This window comes from Bacillus sp. FSL M7-1020 (genome assembly GCF_038050415.1).
Lineage (GTDB): Bacteria > Bacillota > Bacilli > Bacillales > Bacillaceae_G > Bacillus_A > Bacillus_A toyonensis.
In genome coordinates, this window is sequence record NZ_JBBOTW010000001.1 from 3,897,034 (window position 1) to 3,915,984 (window position 18,951).

Genomic DNA, 18,951 nt, shown 5'->3' on the forward strand with positions numbered 1-18,951 from the left:
ATCACCCTCTATGCTCACTTACTATAAAAAATTATAATAAGAAAACGTTCACATATTTTATTATAATCAAGAAGAAAAAGTCTCGTCAATTTTTATTTGTCTATACAAGCCCATTTATAACCATTGTTCCTTTTTCTGTAATAATTTTTTCTACATTTTTATCAAATGGTTCCACTGGAATTTGTTTTACCATTTGAAAATCATAAGCTAATGATAGCGTTTTCCCTTTATAATGCACGAGATAACGATCATAATAGCCCCCGCCGTATCCAATCCGTTCTCCTCGCTCTGTATAAGCTACACCTGGTACGATTTGAAGGTTAATTTCATCCGCATTCACTTCTTCAGTAAGCGATGGAATCGGTTCACGCAAATGCATATACACTGTTTCTAATTGATCAAAATTACTAATTTGCCGGAAGGACATTGTTCTTGTTCCTTTATTACACTTCGGAACTACAACTTTCTTTCCTTCTTCCCAAGCTTTTTCGATAATAGGATATGTATTCACTTCATTTTCCATTGAAAGAGTGATTCCAATTGTTTCAGCTTCAACCCACTCTTTTTGCGCATACAACGAAACTGCGATTTGCTCTGATAAAGTTGCATACTGTTCTTCCGATAAAGAATTCATGTGTTCTATTATTTGTTTACGTAAACGTATTTTCTCTTCTTTCACACATCTTCCCCCCTACAGTGACACTTTACTCTATGATGATAGTGTATCACTTTTAATATAGGAATCGAATAAAAAAAGAAACAGTAGGAAAATATTCCTACTGCTTACTTTGTTTCACGGTGTAACGTAGACTTCTTGTCACGCTTGCAATACTTTTTAAGCTCGATACGCTCAGCGTTGTTACGTTTATTTTTCTTTGAGATATAGTTACGATCTCCGCATTCTGTACATGCTAGAGTAATATTCACACGCATTCTTATTTCCCTCCAGTACTAATAACTTAAATCAGACTATACCATAATACCACTTTTAAAATAAAAATTCTACACCTTTTGATATTGTCTAATTTTTTCTATAAGATTTTTCATGTTTTCCCTTGCTATCACTGGATTTCTAGCATGTGAATACACCAAAAATTTTGGTTGTTTTGTATCAGAAACGATATAAGACCATTCTTTTTCGGTATATTTGAACTGCACTCCTTCAAATATACCTTCTTCCTTTCTTTCCATATCGGCCAATAATTTCCTCATCACTTTCCCTTTTTCGTTCCATGAACACACAACTTCATCATAAAGTAAATAAAGCGGCGGTGATTGCTCTACTATGCTAAGAAACGCCTTTTCTTGCAGTGCTATTAACTCGAATAACTTTCCAATTCGATATAAAATATCTCGTTTCCACTTTACTTGAAACGCCTTTTTTTCATCATGTATATAAAATAGAAGGTAACATTCTCCTAATTTCAAAGACATTGGGTAAATATTCCCTTTTGATTCCAGTAATAAGTCAGGAAGATCTATTTCTTCAAAATCTGTACCTTGGTAAATATTACTATGATTATCATATAACTCGAAATAATTTCCTTGCTCAGAAAACATAAGCGCCATATTCGCTTTACTTGATTTCATCAAAGCTTTCACATGATCTTTTTGTTCGCCCGCATAAATCCATGTAACTGTGCACCCAAGCCTTTGAAGAAAGAGCATAAGTAAATGTTGTAACATATCATTTCTCTTATTAATAAGAAGATGAAACTTTTGTTTTTGTATTTGTTCAATATCAATGCATTCTAATACAGCTTCTATATAGTCATTTAAAGAAACGTGGACTGGCGTATTTTGTCCCATTTCTTTCTCACATACGTAATAAAACGACTCGGACATATATACTTGTTCTATTGCTTTTTGCTGCTTATACGTTAACAGCATTCCATTCTTACCATACAGCTTTATAACAACTTCTTTTTCATTTTCCACTTGAACGAAAACCCCACCTGCACATTGCAAATTATGAATGCTATACTGAAAAAGTGACTCGTTCATCTCTTTACATTCCATCGTATGAATCCCGATACCATGAATAGCATGTAAAAATAAATTTTTATAAGAAGTTGTTTCTATATGTTCTTGACTCCCAATTAGTATGCTTTCCCCTTTTCCGAAAAGAGATCCATACGCCATCGCCACTTTTACAATAAATTGCGGAGTAATCTCAACATTCCCTCTCCCTACAATACGGCTTTTTTGTAACCAGCCAGCGCTTTTTTCACTTTCTTGAACACCAGCCGATCCTACTATCGAATGACTATCAATGGCCTTATAAGGCCATAATTTTCCTTTTTGCTTAATGACCGTACTCTTCCCTATATGACAATGATCCGCTACAATACTTTTTTGAAACAACGTAACGTCATCTTCAACCATTGTATGCTCTCCTATTGTCGTTTCTAATAGCTCACAATACTCCCCAATGTGAGCATTTGCAAAAACAATACTTTTTTGAAGATGAGAGTAACTTGAAACAATACTATTTTTCCCGATAATAGAGTACGGCTCAATTACAGCCCCCGCACCAATCTTTGCTCCTTCTCCAATAAAAGATGGGCCATGAATTTTCGTCCCTTTTCCAATCGTCACACCTTCTCCCATCCATACCATCGGTAACACTTCCGTATAAGGAATAGGTACTTGCAATTTTTTCGTTAACAAATCAAATTGTGCTTGTCGATATTGATCAAATGTACCAATATCTAACCAATAACCTTCTGACAAATATGCAAATAACGCGTTCTTATTTGCTAATAATGGAAACACATCTTGACTGAAATCAAAAAATTCTCGGGGTGGTATGTAAGAAAAGATTTCTGGCTCCATAATATAAATCCCTGTATTCACAATATTGGAGATTACCTCATTCCAACTCGGTTTTTCTATATATCGTGTAACCTCTTGTTCTTTGTTCATTACAACCAAACCGAATGAGAGTGGGTTTTCTACTTCCTTTACAAACATAGTTACCATTCTTTTCTTTTGTTCATGAAACACAATTCCTTCTGATAATCGAAAATCAGTTAATGCATCTCCACTTATAACAACAAATGTTTCATCTAAAAAGTTTTCCGCTTGTTTAATACTTCCTGCCGTTCCAAGTGGAGGGGAGTCTTCAAAATAGTACAAGTTAACTCCCCATTTACTACCATCGCCAAAATATTGCTTAATGGCCGCACTCATATATTGAACTGTAATTGCAATTTCACGAATACCATGCTGACGTAACAATTCAATATTGTATTCCAAAACTGGTTTTTCTAATAATGGCAACATCGGCTTTGGAGTATTACATGTTAATGGTCTAAGGCGTCTTCCTTTTCCTCCAGCTAAAATAACCCCCTTCATATACTTCAGCCTCCACTTATATAATGTTCAATAAATCCATACACCATATGTATATTCTCTATCCCACATGAACTAGCAATATAAGCTTGATTGTTTCAACAAATCATTGTGCTATGGAAAATCTCTGCTTATAATCTTCTTCCATATAAAATGAAACTTTAATAAGAAGGGCTATTTTTATCACCCTCAAACAACAAAGAAAGCGCTTACTGTTAACTTAGTAAAAAAGCACTGAATAAAAACCAATAATACTAATTTTCCCATTATATTATGATACATCTTATCATCATAAACTAAAGGAAACAACGAGCTTTTTTTGTCATGTTTTGACTAAAAAAAGCAGGTGATTTCTCATCACCTACTTTCCTTCCTATTCATTCAATAAATAATGCTTTCCTTTTACTAAATAAAATACATTCTCAGCAATATTTGTAACATGATCTGCTACACGCTCAATATATCTTGCAACAAAGGATAATTGTGTAATTTGTGTAATAGCCTCTGGTTGTTCAGGGATCGAGGATATAAATTCACGAATTGCCTTCCCATATATTTCATCAACTGAATCATCCATCTCAGCAATTTGTTTAGCAAAAGTTAAATTTTCTTGTTCGTATGCTTCCAATGCTAAATTTAGCATCTTATGAGCAATCGCAAACATTTCATCAAGATTTTGCAAACTAACTGTTACTTCTTTTTCCCCAAGACGAATTGTGGATTTCGCAATATTAACAGCATGGTCTGCAATACGCTCTAAATCTGTCGCTGTTTTAATTGAAATAAAAATTCTTCTTAAATCACTTGCTACAGGCTGTTGCTTCGTAATAAGCATAAGAGCAAGATCGTTTATTTCCTCTTCTAAATTATCCATGCGGTAATCACCATCAATGACCTCTAACGCTTTCTCTACATCTCTTGTATGCAGACCTTCCATAGCAATTAATAAAGCTTCCTTTGCTAATTCACCAAGCTCAATTACCTTTTGCTGTAACGTTTTTAAATCACACTGAAACTGTTCTCTTACCATCGTTTCTTCCCCCTCAATATTATGTGCCATTTTATATAAATCTCCTATCTAACCTCTTATACTTGCCATAAGCAGTAAGATAGGAGAAGTTTTAATTCTCTATTAAAATGAGGTAAAAATAAGAAATGCCCTCTGTTAAGAGGGCATTTTCTCTTAGCCTTGCTAGCGATATCAACCGAATCGTCCTGTGATATAGTCTTCTGTACGCTTATCTGAAGGGGTTGTGAATAATTTATTTGTATCTGTATACTCCACAACTTCCCCACTTAAGAAGAACGCTGTTTTGTCTGAAATACGCGCTGCTTGTTGCATGTTATGCGTTACAATTACAATACTAAAGTCTTTCTTTAACTCTTGAATTAATTCTTCTACTTTTAACGTCGAAATTGGATCTAACGCCGATGTTGGTTCATCCATTAAAATAACGTCTGGTTCAATCGCTAAGCAACGTGCAATACATAAGCGTTGTTGCTGTCCACCAGATAAACCGTATGCGTTATCATGCAAACGATCTTTTAATTCATCCCAAATTGCTGCCCCGCGTAAACTTTTTTCAACAATTTCGTCCAACGTTTTTTTATCACGAACACCGTGGATTTTCGGTCCATATGCTACATTTTCATAAATAGATTTTGGAAATGGATTTGGCTTTTGGAACACCATTCCTACATGTGTGCGTAATTCTTCAACTGGATACGATTTATCAAATATATTACGTTCTCTATATTCAATCACGCCTGTAGTTCGAACGATCGGTACTAACTCTACCATACGATTTAATGTTTTTAAGTACGTTGATTTACCGCAACCACTTGGTCCAATAATTGCTGTAACTTCATTCTCATGAATACTTAAGTTAATATCCTTTAAAGCATGGTCTTCTCCATACCATAAATTTAGGTTTTTCGTATCAAATACTACTTTTTTTGGAGCAGTCTGGATTTTCTCTTCGTTTTTCACCTGTACATTTACTACTGTTGCTACCATTTGAATTCCCCTTTCATCCACTTCCAACTTATTTTCGATTCCGTAACCATAAGACAAATATATTGATAAAGAGTAACAGACCTAGCAAAACAATCATCCCAGCTGCTGCTACATACTGAAATTCTTCTTGTGGTCTACTCATCCAATTAAAAATTTGAATTGGTAAAACTGTAAATCTATCAAACATACTAAATGGAACATAATTTGCAAACGCTAATGCTCCGATTACTAACAACGGTGCCGCTTCTCCAATTGCTCTTGATACCGCTAACGTACAACCCGTTATAATTCCTGGGAAAGCTACCGGCAATACAATTTGATACATCGTTTGCCACTTCGTAGCACCTAATCCGTAAGAAGCCTCTAATAATGAACTTGGTACAGATCGTATCGCTTCTTGACTAGCTACAACAACTGTCGGTAAGACGAGCAAACTCATCGTCAGCGCCGCTGCAACAATACTCTCGCCTAAATGAAGAGCATATACAAAAATAGTTAAGCCAAGTAATCCAAATACAACGGAAGGTACTCCTGCTAACGTTTGATTATTAATTTCTATTACCTTTTTAAATATAGATTCCTTCGCATATTGCTCTAAATAAAGGGCAGTCCCGACTCCAAATATAAATGAGACCGGTATAACAATACTCATAAATAATATTGTCCCCGACAAAGCTGCAGCAATCCCGGCTTCTTTCGGATTACGTGAAGCGAAGTTTGTAAAGAAATCTATTGAAAGATAGCTTAACCCTTTTTCAAAAATTTGAAAAAGCAAAATAAGCAAAATTACGATTGAAAACAAAATTGCTATATAAAATAACAATTTGTAAATTCGATCTTTAAAAAAACGTGATGCCATATTTTCTTGTATTTTTTTATGATTCAACATTCGCATATTATGTCACCCTCCTAAAACGGCGCACAATATACTGCGAAATGATGTTCATTATAAAAGTAAACAAGAATAACGTTGCGCCTACGGCATACATACTGTAATAAGCAATCGTTCCATGCGGAGCATCGCCTAAACTCACTTGCACAATATAGGCTGTTAACGTTTGAATAGAGTGCGTCGGATCCAGCGATACATTCGGTGTGGATCCCGCTGCAATTACAACTATCATTGTTTCACCGATTGCCCTAGAAGCCGCTAATATAATCGCTGCCATAATTCCTGTCAAAGCTGCGGGAAACACTACTTGTTTTACCATCTCAAACCGAGTCGCACCAAGCGCTAACGAGGCTTCTTTCGTTCCTTTCGCCACAGCTCTCATCGAGTCTTCAGATAAAGATGCAACTGTAGGTATCATCATAAATCCAATCACGATTCCTGGACTAATTGCATTAAAAAACTGTAAATCCGGTATCATTCGTTGTAAAAGTGGCGTGACAACTGTTAATGCAAAAAAACCATATACAATTGTCGGGATACCTGCTAATAGTTCTAACATCGGCTTTAATATTTTTCGCGCACCGTTTGAAGCGTATTCGCTCAAAAATACAGCACACGCTAAACCGATAGGAATTGCTACAAACATGGCGATTGCTGTTACAAGGACTGTTCCACATATAAGTGGTAATATACCGAATTTAGGATCTTCAAAAAACGGTAACCATTCTTTCTCCGTCAAAAAGGAGTATAATGATATTTTTTGAAAAAACATCATTGTTTCATTTGCCAACGTAAAAATAATTCCAATTGTCGTCACAATAGACACACTAGCAATTATTTTTAATAATAATGGAACTATTTGATTGATTCGCTGCGTTTTTTTTCTTTGTTTTGTATTTCTTTCAATCAAATGTTGTACAGAAAATGTAATTTGACTTTTGTCATTATGAGCCAAAGATGAAAACCCCTTTCCACCCTGACATTACCTTTTGATTTCTGTTAACATTCGCAGCTGTTCATTATATTTTTCTTTTCGTAATTTTACATATCCAACCTCTTCAGCGAGGTTACCAACATGTTTGATCATAAACTCAGCATAATTTGCTACATTTATTTTTTGTCGGATAGATGCATCATTCACATAAGTAAATAACGATCTAGATAACGGCTTATAATCACCTGATTGAATAGTCTCTTTCGTCGGAAATACACCGTTCACTTTTATCGCTTTCACCCTATCTCGATTGGCCATATAATAAGCATATCCTACAAAAGCAATGGCATTTTTATCATGCATTACTCCTTGCATAATAACTTGATCATCTTCAGACAAAGAGACTTTTTTTACAATGCGACGATTTTGTAAGATGACATTTTGAAAATAATCATAAGTACCAGAGTCTACACCTGGTGCATAAAACTTCACTTGTGCACGTGGCCATGTTGAATGAACTTGCGACCATCGCTTCTCTCTTCCATCTTCACTCCATAAGAGACGTAACTCGTCTACTGTCATATTGTCTACCCAAGTATTGTGACGATTTACAACAATCGTAAGACCATCATAAGCAACCTCAAAGGGTGTAAACTGAATGGAGTTATTCTTCATTTCATTTTCTTCCACTTGTTTCATTACTCTCGAAGCATTATTTATATCCACTTCTCCTTTACTGAAACGATTAAATCCTCCTCCAGTTCCAGAAACACTAATAGAAATTTTCACGTTTGGATGCTCCTTTGTATATTCCTCCGCTACTGCTTCTATAATAGGAAAAACCGTTGAGGATCCATCAACTCTCACTTCTCCCATTTCGTTCACAGCAAATGCAGTAGACATGCCAAAACAAAGGAACCATGTCGATAATATAAAAACTTTAATCGATGCACTCATCCATCTCACGTGTTCTTCCTCCTAGAAGTAACCGGAAATAACAGGATTACAGATATAAGAATACTGCTAAACTATTAATTCGGTTTTAATTGTTTGTAAAAGTTTTGTAAAGTTCCACAGGAATCAACATAAGATAAAACTTTAATCAGTAGCCGCTATTCATTTCCACTGATAATTAATTAGTCCATAAAACAGTTATCCCCCTATACACAATATAAAATTATCATTTGTGAGACCGCGTGCTTTTTCCAATATTTTATACTTGTCCACATTTATTACACGATATGCATAAACCATAAAAAAAAGCACACTATCTTTTCAGATAGTGTGCTTTTTTTACAACTTTTTTATTCCTCATCTTGATCTTCTTTTTCATTTTTATTATCTTTTGCATCTTTTGGAGCTTCACCATTTATTTCTTGGTTTTTCAAATCATAGTAAGCATCCATAATTTCACGACTAATATATCCATTAATACCAGTCTTATCATCATGTACCCACGGAACAACAACAGAGAATGCCACTTCTGGATCTTCAAGTGGCGCATAACCTACTAATGTTAAGTTATAAGTCTCCACACGCTGACCATCTGCTTTTTTACCAATCGCTTTATCTCCACCATACACAGTTTGCGCTGTACCAGTTTTCCCTGCAGCTTTATATTTTGCACCAGTAAAGTATTTTGTAGCTGTACCGCCTGAATCGTTAAATACTTGTCTAAATCCTTCTTGAACACGTTTAATTTGTGATTCAGGCATATCAATACGATTTAGCACTTTCGGCTCCATCGAGTGAATAACTTTTCCAACTTCATCTGGTTTCGCTTCCGGTTGACGAATTTCTTTAACAACTTGCGGTTGCATACGATATCCACCATTGGCAATTGTCGAAATATATTGCGCTAATTGAAGTGGTGTATACGTATCATACTGTCCAATTGATAAATCTAATAAGAAACCTGGGATATTGTCTGTAGTACCTCTTTGTCCAGCAGATTCATTCGGTAAATCAATGCCTGTTTTTACACCAAGTCCAAACTGACCATAATAGTATCGCATCGTATCATATGCTTTTTGCGGTATATTTAACGTACCACCTCTAACATATGGAGCATTAGCGATATTCATCGCTGTTTTAAACATATATACGTTAGAAGACATTTTTAATGCTGTTAAATCATTAATATATCCCATCGTCTTCCAAGAAGATTTGCTCTTCGTCCCTTTTAATACGATTGGTTCATCCAGTTGAACTGAACCCGGTTGAATTGCACCTGTTTGATATCCTGTAAGTACTGTCGCACCTTTTACAGTCGATCCCATCGGATAAGAACTTGTCATCGTTCCTAATGCGAAATCTTGTACTTTCGTTTCGCCATTTTCATCCACTAATTGTTTCCCAGCCATAGATAATACTTCACCATTTTTCGGATTCATCATTACAACAAATGCTCGATCTAAAAGAGGTTCTGACCCTTTAAATTTCGTTAAATTTTTGGTAATAATATCTTCCACACGCTTTTGTAATTCCATATCAATTGTTAAGTTCAGATTATTACCACTTTGTCCTTGTGATACATTAATTGTTTCCAAAATATTACCATTTTTATCTGTAATATTTTTCACTTCTGCTTTCGTACCGTGCAGGCTATCTTCATATTGCTGTTCAAGATAACTTTTCCCTACTCGGTCATTTCGATTATAATCACGAACAAGATAGTAATCTAGTCTTTCTCTCGGTAAACCTTCATCCGCCGTCGACACCCCACCAAGAACACTTCGGAATAAATCATCATACGTATATTTTCGATCCCAATCAACATTCGTATCTACACCTGGTAATGTTGCTAGGCTCTCACTAATAATCGCATATTCTCTTTCTGTAGCATCTTTTTTAATAACTTGAGGTGTCATTGCATATCCGCCGTCCATCTTACTTTTAATCGCTAGTATTTCTAAATCTTTTGCGGATAATTGATTAATCTCTTCTTCTGTTACACGACTTCGTTGACGCTCGTCTAATTCTTTATCGTCAATTTTGTTATCTTTCAATTCTTGACGATCTTTACTCGTAATTTTTGTTTTCGCTTCCTCTTTATGCATCGCAATCCAATAATCTTTTTTATCTCGATCTGTTAATTTATCTGTCGGTACTTCAATCAACTCTGCTAATTTTTTCGCTGTTTCTAAGCGATCTTCTGCAGTTGATCCTTTCATTTTTGTAAATGTAATAGTACGAACAGCTGTATTATCTACTACAGGTCGCCCATAGCGGTCAAAGATTTTCCCGCGCGGTACAGGATTACTTATCGTTGAATTCTCTTTCTTCTCTACTTCATTCTTATATTCCTCACCACGAACAATTTGTACATATCCGAGCCTTACAATAACCGCGGAGAACATTAAAAATACGCAAAAAAACAGCACGTTTAATCGAAAAGGAACGTGAGTTTTTTTCTTTTGTTGTTTCTGCTTCTTGCTCATACAAACCCCCTCTACCAACAGCTATGTAATGTGAAAGGGACACCTTCATACAGGTGTCCTCACTGCTGTCTTACATCTTTTTCTATTTTAGCATAAAACAAACGATAAGTTAACCTTCTGGTTCAGTTTGATTCTGAGTAGTTTCTTGCGCTACAACGCTGGTTTTCCCCACATTTCCCTCATCATATTTGACATTTTTAATTGCAAAATAAATAAGAAAATGTCCAGCACCTAAAATACATAGTAAGAAAGGTAAACTTTTTTCAGGCGGAAAGAATAACACAGCACATAAAAAACTTAAAACCGAACAAATCCTTCCAGCATTTAACCATAATTCCCGGACAACTACATACTCTACACGCCACTCTCTCGCATTTTTCGCTCTACCAATTACGTCATATGTCATTGACCCGTACGGAACGAGTAAAATAGGGTATGCGATCGCGATACATGCTGCATAAATAAGTAATTTTGTGTATGTAACATTGAATATAACTAAAAATACGACCGCATATAAAATAATGCCTCCAAGCAAAATCGCTTTTTTTCGCCACTCTTTCTTCAACATACGAGCAACTAAGTAGTAACATACAAATGATACAGCGGAGTTGACTAAGCTATATTTCCCTAATGCAAGCTCACTATCGGTTGCTAAGTACACATATACTGAAATAACAAAAATAAATGTTCCCTCTCTCAACCCTTGGAAAAAATGAGCACGTGTAATTCTCCCCCAATTTTTATCAATCCGTCGCTCCTTCAATACTTTTGTAATTTCATAACGCCCTTCACATTCTCTCTTAGATAAAAAAAAGCTTAAAACGACAGCAATTGCAAATAGCACTAATGAAAGAAAGAATATGACAGTATAACCACTCCATTTTGCCATACGTGAAATTGTGTATCCTGCCGCTATCGGTCCAATCATTCCAGAGAAGGATGTAAGAAGTCCAAGAAACCCATTAAAGAAATCTCTTGTTTCTGGTTCTGTAATCTCAAATGTCAATAAGTTAAACGCGAGCCAATAAAAACCATATCCGACTCCTAAAAGAGCCCCCATTAATAAAATATAGTGAGAAGCGCTTTTTCCCGCTACTAAAACAACGATAAAAAAAATTGCTAACGTGCCTACGCCTATTCGTAACAAGATTGAGCGGTCAATACGTTTCGCTAATTTCCCACCTATAAGAAATGTGAGAGGCTGCAATACAACGCTGGCCAAATTATACAAGCCAAGATTCACATAATTTTGTGTTTGTTTCCATAAATAAATATTAACAAACGTATTCGATAAAGAAATTGCGAGCGTGTATAAACCTCCAATAAGGAGCAATAACACTAAATCCCGATTCACTTCAACGTCACCAATTATATGTTTCCACTTCATACACAACTCTCCTTTACTTCATGTTCTAGTCTTCCAAAGACAAGCCCAATTATGTAAAAGGAAAGCATAGAAAAAAGCTAGGAGCATTCTCCTAGCTTTTTTCTATAATTATTATAATTATTTTGCTTCTTGGTAACGTTTTTCAGCAGCGTTCCAATCTACAACGTTCCAGAATGCACCGATGTAGTCTGGACGACGGTTTTGGTAATTTAAGTAGTAAGCATGCTCCCAAACATCTAAACCGATAACTGGAGTTTTACCTTCAGTTAGAGGAGAATCTTGGTTTGGCGTGCTTGTTACTTCTAACTCACCATTGTTTACTACTAACCAAGCCCAACCAGAACCGAAGCGAGTTGCGCCAGCTTTTGCGAATTCTTCTTTGAATGCATCGAAGCTACCGAATTTCGCTTCAATCGCAGTTGCAAGTTCGCCTACTGGTTGTCCCCCGCCGTTTGGAGAAAGAATTGTCCAGAAGAATGTATGGTTAGCATGTCCACCACCATTGTTACGTACTGCTGTACGGATTGCTTCTGGTACTTCGTTTAAGTTTGCAACTAATTCTTCAACGCTTTTGTCAGCTAGTTCTGCATGACCTTCTAAAGCAGCGTTTAAGTTTGTAATGTACGTGTTGTGATGTTTTGTATGATGGATGTTCATTGTTTCTTTGTCAAAGTGAGGCTCTAAAGCATCATACGCATAAGGTAAGTTTGGTAATTCGTGTTTTGCCATTGTTATATTCCTCCCAGTTTATGTATTGCCACCATATGTGTGACATACAACTTCATTCTACCCTAATTGCCATAGGGTGCAAACAAATAAATCACATTGTCTTGCTATCATTAAAGTAGCAAAATTCCCACTTCTTTTCAATTAAAATGCTCATATATTCCGTAAAAAAAGCTTCCTTCTACAAGGAAGCTTCCTGCTGACATAATAAACATGCGAAATGGGTATGGACCCTGTAGGACTCGAACCTACGACCGGACGGTTATGAGCCGTCTGCTCTAACCAGCTGAGCTAAGGGTCCATAATTATGTATGTAATAACATATTAAACAACTGAATTCCTATCGGATATATCCTTTAAGAAATGTAAGATAAATTTACCATATAAAAAAGAAAAGTGTCAATTGTATTTTTCTCATTTAAAAGAAGAAAATTATTAAAAAGAAATTTAGTTATCTCCACTATATGTAAATATAATATATCTTGAGATTCTCTAGATTCCTACGTTACAATGACTTTATACATACATAAAGGAAGTGAATCTATGTCCATTTTTAAACAGCTAGCAAAAAGCGTATATTCGCCTAAAGATATTGCGCTTTTCCGTTTTCAAAAAATCGGTAAAACCATTTTGTATATTATGCTTCTTTGCCTAATCACTACTATTCCAAGAACTTTCTTGTACGGTAGCGTTATTCAAGACGGTGTTAATATGGTAAATAAAGTAATCGAAAAAGATTTACCTGATTTTAAAATTGAAAATGGCGAACTAACAGCAGATATTGATCAACCTATCGAAAAAGAAGATGGAAATGCCCTTTTCGTATTTGATCCAAATTCAACAAACTTAGAAAAATATCAAAATAAAACGGGTTTATTTGTTTTAAAAGATAAAGTAGTCTCCATGGGAAATGGTCAAACACAAACGTATTCCTATAACGACTTATTAGGTGCATCTCTTGAGAAAAAAGATTTACAAGACTTTATTTCTCTATTCGATAGTATCTATCCAATTTTATTATTTGTTATCGGATTTTTAGTGTACCTATTCCAATTATTCATTACTTTTGTAGGCGTGACTTTACTTGCGTTCATCGGTTCTGCTATGAGCGGACAACGTAAATTATCCTACAAACAAGTTTGGACATTAACTGCTTACAGTTACACAATTCCAACAATCTTCTTTATGATTATGGATTTATTTAAAATCGTCGTACCTGGTTCAACATTCATTTATATCGCAGTTGTTTTAATTGTTCTATACTTAACACTTAAAGAAGTTCCACAACCGAAAGAAAAATAAGAACGATAAAAAATGCCTAAATAGGCATTTTTTTTTTGGACAAGCATATATTCCTAGCAAAGGAGTGAAGAATATGAAGAGATTAGGTATATTCTTATTCGTGCTTGTTCTCGGTTATATATTTTATTACGATATAAAAATCGGTACTTTACCGATGTTAAGTTCATACAAAAAAACAACAGCTGCTCAAACTATAAAAAAAGAAGAAACAACTACAAAACAAAGCAAAAAGGAAGAAACAGATGTTACTTATAAAGCAATTGAAGTAAAAACTGGTGAGACCGTTCTTTCGATTACAGAACAAATTAATAAGAAAAAAATCCCTTCTATTGAAAAGGTAATTGATGACTTTAAACAATTAAATAAAAGTACATCTGCTACAAAAATTCAAATTGGAAAGACTTATAAATTCCCGTTATATCAATAAGCGATCACTTAATCCTTGTCAATTACATAAAGGCGCTGATACAATAGTAAAAGTGAAACCGAGCACTTCGGTTTCTATAGCCCTATATCACGTATACTATCATTGATATGAGGGACTAAATAAGAAACTTCTTTTATAAGGAGAGCGATCTATTCGTGAATGAAATGACTCATCGTACAAAAACACGTCCAGTTAAAGTCGGTAATTTAACAATTGGCGGTAATAATGAATTAATTATACAAAGTATGACAACAACAAAAACACATGATGTTGAAGCAACAGTTGCTGAAATTAAACGTTTAGAAGAAGCTGGTTGTCAGGTTGTTCGTGTTGCCGTTCCAGATGAACGCGCAGCAAATGCTATTGCTGATATTAAAAAACAAATCAACATTCCACTTGTTGCTGATATTCATTTTGATTATCGCCTTGCTTTAAAAGCAATTGAAGGTGGCATTGATAAAGTACGTATCAATCCAGGTAACATTGGTCGTCGCCATAAAGTAGAAGCTGTTGTAAATGCAGCAAAAGAGCGTGGCATTCCAATCCGTATCGGTGTAAACGCTGGTTCATTAGAGCGTCACATTTTAGAAAAGTACGGATACCCAACTGCAGATGGCATGGTTGAGAGCGCACTACATCACATTAAAATTTTAGAGGACTTAGATTTCCACGATATTATCGTATCTATGAAAGCCTCTGATGTTAACTTAGCAATTGAAGCATATGAAAAAGCTGCTCGCGCTTTTGATTATCCATTACATTTAGGTATTACAGAATCTGGCACATTGTTTGCTGGAACTGTAAAAAGTGCCGCTGGTCTTGGAGCAATTTTAAGTAAAGGCATCGGAAACACACTTCGTATTTCATTAAGTGCTGATCCAGTTGAAGAAGTAAAAGTTGCACGTGAACTATTAAAGTCATTCGGTCTTGCATCTAATGCAGCAACACTTATCTCTTGTCCAACTTGCGGTCGTATTGAAATTGATTTAATTAGCATCGCTAACGAAGTGGAAGAATATATTTCTACACTGCAAGTACCAATTAAAGTTGCAGTACTTGGTTGCGCTGTAAACGGCCCTGGTGAAGCTCGTGAAGCTGATATCGGTATTGCCGGTGCACGTGGAGAAGGATTATTATTCCGTAAAGGGCAAGTTGTTCGTAAAGTACCAGAAGAAACAATGGTAGAAGAACTGAAAAAAGAAATCGATGTAATTGCTGCTGAAATGGCTGCTGAAAGAGATAAAGAAAAAGAAACACAAGAACAATAAAAAGAAGGTTGCCCACAATATTTGTGAGCAACCTTCTTTTTTATGCAAAAAAGCTCGTCAGTTATATAACCGACGAGTTTTTATTTTGCACACTTTGGACAACGGCCGTATATTTCAAATTTATGCCCTGTTACTTCATAACCGTTAAAATCTTTATTCATAAAATCCATTGGACAGGAAGTAATCTCTTTCGTTCCCCCGCAATCTAAACAAATAAAATGATGATGATGTTCCATAATGGAACATGTAAAACGAAAATGTTTTTCACCATTTAATTCTGTTTGTTCTAAAACGCCGATTTCAGCAAAAACCGTTAAGTTACGATAAATCGTATCAAAACTAAGACCTGGATAATCATCCTTCATATGCTCTAAAACATCTTTTGCTGTTAAATAACGATTGTGAGCTGCAAATAATCTGAGCATCTCTTCCCTTTTCCCAGTATGTTTGTATCCTTTTTCTTTCATTAGGCGTAAAGCTTCTGTTAGATTCATACCTATCCCTACTTTATGCAGTTTTTTTCTTCTTCCATAAAATCGCACCGATTAAAATAAGAACTGCTATCATAACAATTGTACCACCTGGTGCTAGATCAAGTTGATATGAAGCAAACATTCCACCAATTACTGCAATTTCACCAAATAAAATGGAAAAGAAAATTGTTTGTTTAAATCCTTTAGCAATACGAATACTTGCTGCAACTGGTAACGTCATTAATGAGGATACTAGAAGAACACCTACTACACGCATTGATACTGCAATGACAAGAGCAACTAATATAATGAAGATAAAGTGAATCCATTTTGCCCTTAGACCAGTTGATACTGCGTATTCCTCATCAAATGATAATAAAAACAGCTCTTTATATAATAAAATAATTGTCGCAATAACAACAATTGCTACAATCCCAATAATAATTAAATCCGTACTCGTTACAGCACTTACACTACCAAATAAATAACTAAATAAGTCTGTGTTAAATCCATTTGCAAGTGAAATGAAAATAACTCCAATTCCCATTCCTGCTGAAAGAATAATCGGAATTGCTAATTCTTGATAATGCTTATATACAGTTCGTAACTTTTCAATTAGTAACGCTCCCCCAATCGAGAAAATCATCCCCATATATAGGGGATTTAAAAAGCCACCTGTAAAAATTGTTTTTTCAAGTAGTAAACTTGCTGCAATACCTGATAACGTCACGTGACTTAATGCATCTGCAATAAGAGATAAACGACGAATAACAACAAACACACCGATAAGCGGTGCAACAAGTCCAATTAAAATACCTGCATATAAAGAATTACGTAAAAAGTCATATTGTAAAAAATCTTGTATCATTATATCCTCCCGTGATGCTCATGCTCGTGTTTTAAACGATGGACATGATGTCCATATAAGACGGACATTTCTGCATCTTCTAACTCTCGGAACTCCTTTACATTCCCATGAAAATGTAAATGTTGGTTTAGACATGCAACATGTGTTACTTTCTCGGTAACAGCCCCCATATCATGAGTAACAAGAATTAATGTAATCCCAAGCCTTTTGTTTAAATCCTCTAATATCTCATAAAAACTTTCCACATTTTTCACATCAATCCCAACAGTAGGCTCGTCCAAAATAAGTAATTCAGGATCACTAACGAGCGCACGAGCAATAAATACACGTTGTTGTTGTCCACCAGAAAGCTCTCCAATATTGCGACCTTGAAATTCACTCATCCCTACATCAGCAATCGCCTTTTCTACCTTCGCCTTGTCGTCTTTCGTGAAAAAGCGAAAAAGACCTTTTTTCGAAACGAGCCCCATTGACACAACTTCAAAAACAGTTGCTGGAAAACCAGAGTTGAAACTATTTGCCTTTTGGGATACATAGCCAAGTTTGTTCCATTCTTTAAACTTCTTGCTATCAACACCAAACAAGCGAATACTCCCTTGTTTAGGCTTTAAAACGCCTAATAAACATTTTAGTAAAGTGGATTTCCCAGAACCATTTGGCCCAACTAAACCTAAAAAAGCTCCCTTCGGAACTTGCAAATTAATATTTTCTAACACATTTCGATCTTCATATCGAAACGTTAATCCTTCTATTTCCAATATATTATTCATAGCATCTCACCTATTTTAATTCAGAATGATTCCGATTTATATCTATTTGAATTATAGTACAGCTTATTATAGTTGTAAACCAATCTGCCTAAATTATATCTATTTTTTCAAGAAACCTTACTATTATAACAAAAAGCAGAGAAAAATTCTCTGCTTTCGAAAAATATTCCAAGTAACTTTTTAGTGGATAGCTGATTTAAACTTACCACCATTTGTTTCTTGTGTACTCATAATCGTAACAAACGCATTTTCATCAATTTCATGCACAATTGATTTTAACTTCGTCACTTCCAAACGCGTTACAACTGCATAAATAACTTCTTTTTCTTTATCCGTGTAACCACCTTTGGCTACAAGCTTTGTAGTTCCACGACCGAGACGATGCAAAATGGCATTTGATACTTCCTCATACTGATCTGATACAATTAAAACTGCTTTCGTTTCATCTAAACCTTGAATTACCGTATCAATTGTTTTGAATGCAATATAGTACGTCATAACAGAATACATAGCTTGTTCGACACCAAATACAAATGCTGCCCATGCAAAAACAAATAAGTTCACAAACATTACGAATTCACCAACAGAAAACGGTAATTTCTTCGTTAATAAAATCCCCATAATTTCTGTTCCGTCCATTGATCCGCCATGACGAATAACAAGTCCTACACCAAGCCCCAAAATAAGGCCACCAAAAACTGTTGCTAAAATGGGCTCAGTTGTAAATGGTGGAACAGCATGTAATGTCGATTCAATAAATGCTAAAGCTACAATCCCAAATGCTGAGGATAACATAAATGTTTTTCCGATTTGCTTATACCCAGAGTACATAAACGGAATGTTGAGGATAACAACTAAAGTAGAAAAACTTAACCACCAAATATTAGGAGTAAGATAATCTAATATAAGAGAAATACCAATAATTCCACCATCAATAATTTTATTGGGCATTAAGAATAATTCAATCGCTACCGCCGCGCACGCTGCCCCAAAAATAATCATTACTAAACGATAAATGAGATGGATAACGCTTTCTTTTCGATGTTGCTTTTGTTCCATAAGTCCTCCTTATATTCTTTTTCTGTAGTTTTGT

Annotated in this window: 18 protein-coding genes and 1 tRNA gene; 3 read left to right on the forward strand and 16 right to left on the reverse strand. The window is 35.2% G+C overall.

Annotated elements, in window-relative coordinates:
• Positions 1-100: 100 nt before the first annotated feature.
• The 12 genes from MHB70_RS19945 to MHB70_RS20000 all read right to left on the reverse strand — a co-directional run bounded on the left by MHB70_RS19945 (position 101) and on the right by MHB70_RS20000 (position 13,051).
• Positions 101-679, reverse strand: coding sequence for a 5-formyltetrahydrofolate cyclo-ligase (locus MHB70_RS19945; RefSeq protein ID WP_000656840.1), 579 nt, complete (start codon positions 677-679; stop codon positions 101-103).
• 104 nt (positions 680-783) lie between these two features.
• A complete protein-coding gene (gene rpmG / locus MHB70_RS19950; protein WP_001265616.1) occupies positions 784-933 on the reverse strand; it encodes a 50S ribosomal protein L33 in 150 nt (49 codons plus the stop codon).
• 69 nt (positions 934-1,002) lie between these two features.
• The gene (locus MHB70_RS19955; RefSeq protein WP_061529644.1) at positions 1,003-3,357 is read right to left on the reverse strand and encodes a sugar phosphate nucleotidyltransferase; all 2,355 of its coding nucleotides are present in this window, start codon (positions 3,355-3,357) and stop codon (positions 1,003-1,005) included.
• A 370-nt stretch (positions 3,358-3,727) separates the two neighbouring features.
• Positions 3,728-4,384: a phosphate signaling complex protein PhoU gene (gene phoU / locus MHB70_RS19960; protein ID WP_033657342.1), complete on the reverse strand. Its 657-nt coding sequence runs from the start codon at positions 4,382-4,384 to the stop codon at positions 3,728-3,730.
• Positions 4,385-4,555: 171 nt separating this feature from the next.
• On the reverse strand, positions 4,556-5,371 hold the full coding sequence (pstB, locus tag MHB70_RS19965; RefSeq protein ID WP_000226691.1) for a phosphate ABC transporter ATP-binding protein: 816 nt from the start codon (positions 5,369-5,371) through the stop codon (positions 4,556-4,558).
• A gap of 28 nt (positions 5,372-5,399) precedes the next feature.
• Positions 5,400-6,266, reverse strand: a complete 867-nt coding sequence (gene pstA, locus MHB70_RS19970; protein WP_001242538.1) for a phosphate ABC transporter permease PstA — start codon at positions 6,264-6,266, stop codon at positions 5,400-5,402.
• 1 nt (position 6,267) lies between these two features.
• Entirely contained in the window at positions 6,268-7,218 is a 951-nt protein-coding gene (gene pstC, locus MHB70_RS19975) for a phosphate ABC transporter permease subunit PstC (RefSeq protein WP_000940900.1), read from the reverse strand.
• Between the two features lie 27 nt (positions 7,219-7,245).
• Complete coding sequence (locus tag MHB70_RS19980; RefSeq protein ID WP_061529645.1) at positions 7,246-8,163, reverse strand: PstS family phosphate ABC transporter substrate-binding protein; 918 nt, start codon at positions 8,161-8,163, stop codon at positions 7,246-7,248.
• 338 nt (positions 8,164-8,501) lie between these two features.
• Positions 8,502-10,637 carry a peptidoglycan D,D-transpeptidase FtsI family protein gene (locus MHB70_RS19985; RefSeq protein ID WP_000039001.1) on the reverse strand — a complete coding sequence of 712 codons (2,136 nt, stop codon included), beginning with the start codon at positions 10,635-10,637 and terminating at the stop codon, positions 8,502-8,504.
• A 109-nt stretch (positions 10,638-10,746) separates the two neighbouring features.
• Positions 10,747-12,024: an MFS transporter gene (locus tag MHB70_RS19990; RefSeq protein WP_000871363.1), complete on the reverse strand. Its 1,278-nt coding sequence runs from the start codon at positions 12,022-12,024 to the stop codon at positions 10,747-10,749.
• 117 nt (positions 12,025-12,141) lie between these two features.
• Complete coding sequence (gene sodA, locus MHB70_RS19995; protein WP_001052031.1) at positions 12,142-12,753, reverse strand: superoxide dismutase [Mn]; 612 nt, start codon at positions 12,751-12,753, stop codon at positions 12,142-12,144.
• A 224-nt stretch (positions 12,754-12,977) separates the two neighbouring features.
• Positions 12,978-13,051, reverse strand: a tRNA-Ile gene (locus tag MHB70_RS20000).
• Positions 13,052-13,293: 242 nt separating this feature from the next.
• Between MHB70_RS20000 and MHB70_RS20005 the strand changes: the two genes are divergently transcribed.
• The 3 genes from MHB70_RS20005 (at position 13,294) to ispG (ending at position 15,747) form a co-directional block, all read left to right on the forward strand.
• On the forward strand, positions 13,294-14,052 hold the full coding sequence (locus tag MHB70_RS20005) for a DUF1189 domain-containing protein (RefSeq protein ID WP_000021678.1): 759 nt from the start codon (positions 13,294-13,296) through the stop codon (positions 14,050-14,052).
• 73 nt (positions 14,053-14,125) lie between these two features.
• A complete protein-coding gene (locus MHB70_RS20010) occupies positions 14,126-14,479 on the forward strand; it encodes a hypothetical protein (protein WP_000825413.1) in 354 nt (117 codons plus the stop codon).
• A gap of 164 nt (positions 14,480-14,643) precedes the next feature.
• Positions 14,644-15,747: a flavodoxin-dependent (E)-4-hydroxy-3-methylbut-2-enyl-diphosphate synthase gene (gene ispG / locus MHB70_RS20015; protein ID WP_162861751.1), complete on the forward strand. Its 1,104-nt coding sequence runs from the start codon at positions 14,644-14,646 to the stop codon at positions 15,745-15,747.
• Positions 15,748-15,827: 80 nt separating this feature from the next.
• On the opposite strand, the gene MHB70_RS20020 is transcribed toward ispG, so the two are convergent.
• The 4 genes from MHB70_RS20020 to MHB70_RS20035 all read right to left on the reverse strand — a co-directional run bounded on the left by MHB70_RS20020 (position 15,828) and on the right by MHB70_RS20035 (position 18,917).
• Entirely contained in the window at positions 15,828-16,241 is a 414-nt protein-coding gene (locus MHB70_RS20020) for a Fur family transcriptional regulator (RefSeq protein ID WP_001054515.1), read from the reverse strand.
• 13 nt (positions 16,242-16,254) lie between these two features.
• On the reverse strand, positions 16,255-17,088 hold the full coding sequence (locus MHB70_RS20025) for a metal ABC transporter permease (protein ID WP_000613814.1): 834 nt from the start codon (positions 17,086-17,088) through the stop codon (positions 16,255-16,257).
• The gene (locus MHB70_RS20030; RefSeq protein WP_001059665.1) at positions 17,088-17,858 is read right to left on the reverse strand and encodes a metal ABC transporter ATP-binding protein; all 771 of its coding nucleotides are present in this window, start codon (positions 17,856-17,858) and stop codon (positions 17,088-17,090) included. Before MHB70_RS20030 ends, MHB70_RS20025 begins: the two co-directional genes overlap by 1 nt.
• Positions 17,859-18,038: 180 nt before the next feature.
• Positions 18,039-18,917, reverse strand: a complete 879-nt coding sequence (locus MHB70_RS20035) for a YitT family protein (RefSeq protein WP_000435959.1) — start codon at positions 18,915-18,917, stop codon at positions 18,039-18,041.
• Positions 18,918-18,951 lie beyond the last annotated feature (34 nt).

Bases quoted from the DNA above. Each gene is read 5' to 3' on its own strand.
- rpmG (WP_001265616.1), bottom strand. From the start codon at position 933: ATGCGTGTGAATATTACTCTAGCATGTACAGAATGCGGAGATCGTAAC.
- MHB70_RS19955 (WP_061529644.1), bottom strand. From the start codon at position 3,357: ATGAAGGGGGTTATTTTAGCTGGAGGAAAAGGAAGACGCCTTAGACCA.
- phoU (WP_033657342.1), bottom strand. From the start codon at position 4,384: ATGGTAAGAGAACAGTTTCAGTGTGATTTAAAAACGTTACAGCAAAAG.
- pstB (WP_000226691.1), bottom strand. From the start codon at position 5,371: ATGGTAGCAACAGTAGTAAATGTACAGGTGAAAAACGAAGAGAAAATC.
- pstA (WP_001242538.1), bottom strand. From the start codon at position 6,266: ATGCGAATGTTGAATCATAAAAAAATACAAGAAAATATGGCATCACGT.
- MHB70_RS19985 (WP_000039001.1), bottom strand. From the start codon at position 10,637: ATGAGCAAGAAGCAGAAACAACAAAAGAAAAAAACTCACGTTCCTTTT.
- MHB70_RS19990 (WP_000871363.1), bottom strand. From the start codon at position 12,024: ATGAAGTGGAAACATATAATTGGTGACGTTGAAGTGAATCGGGATTTA.
- sodA (WP_001052031.1), bottom strand. From the start codon at position 12,753: ATGGCAAAACACGAATTACCAAACTTACCTTATGCGTATGATGCTTTA.
- MHB70_RS20005 (WP_000021678.1), top strand. From the start codon at position 13,294: ATGTCCATTTTTAAACAGCTAGCAAAAAGCGTATATTCGCCTAAAGAT.
- MHB70_RS20010 (WP_000825413.1), top strand. From the start codon at position 14,126: ATGAAGAGATTAGGTATATTCTTATTCGTGCTTGTTCTCGGTTATATA.
- ispG (WP_162861751.1), top strand. From the start codon at position 14,644: ATGACTCATCGTACAAAAACACGTCCAGTTAAAGTCGGTAATTTAACA.
- MHB70_RS20020 (WP_001054515.1), bottom strand. From the start codon at position 16,241: ATGAATCTAACAGAAGCTTTACGCCTAATGAAAGAAAAAGGATACAAA.
- MHB70_RS20025 (WP_000613814.1), bottom strand. From the start codon at position 17,088: ATGATACAAGATTTTTTACAATATGACTTTTTACGTAATTCTTTATAT.
- MHB70_RS20030 (WP_001059665.1), bottom strand. From the start codon at position 17,858: ATGAATAATATATTGGAAATAGAAGGATTAACGTTTCGATATGAAGAT.
- MHB70_RS20035 (WP_000435959.1), bottom strand. From the start codon at position 18,917: ATGGAACAAAAGCAACATCGAAAAGAAAGCGTTATCCATCTCATTTAT.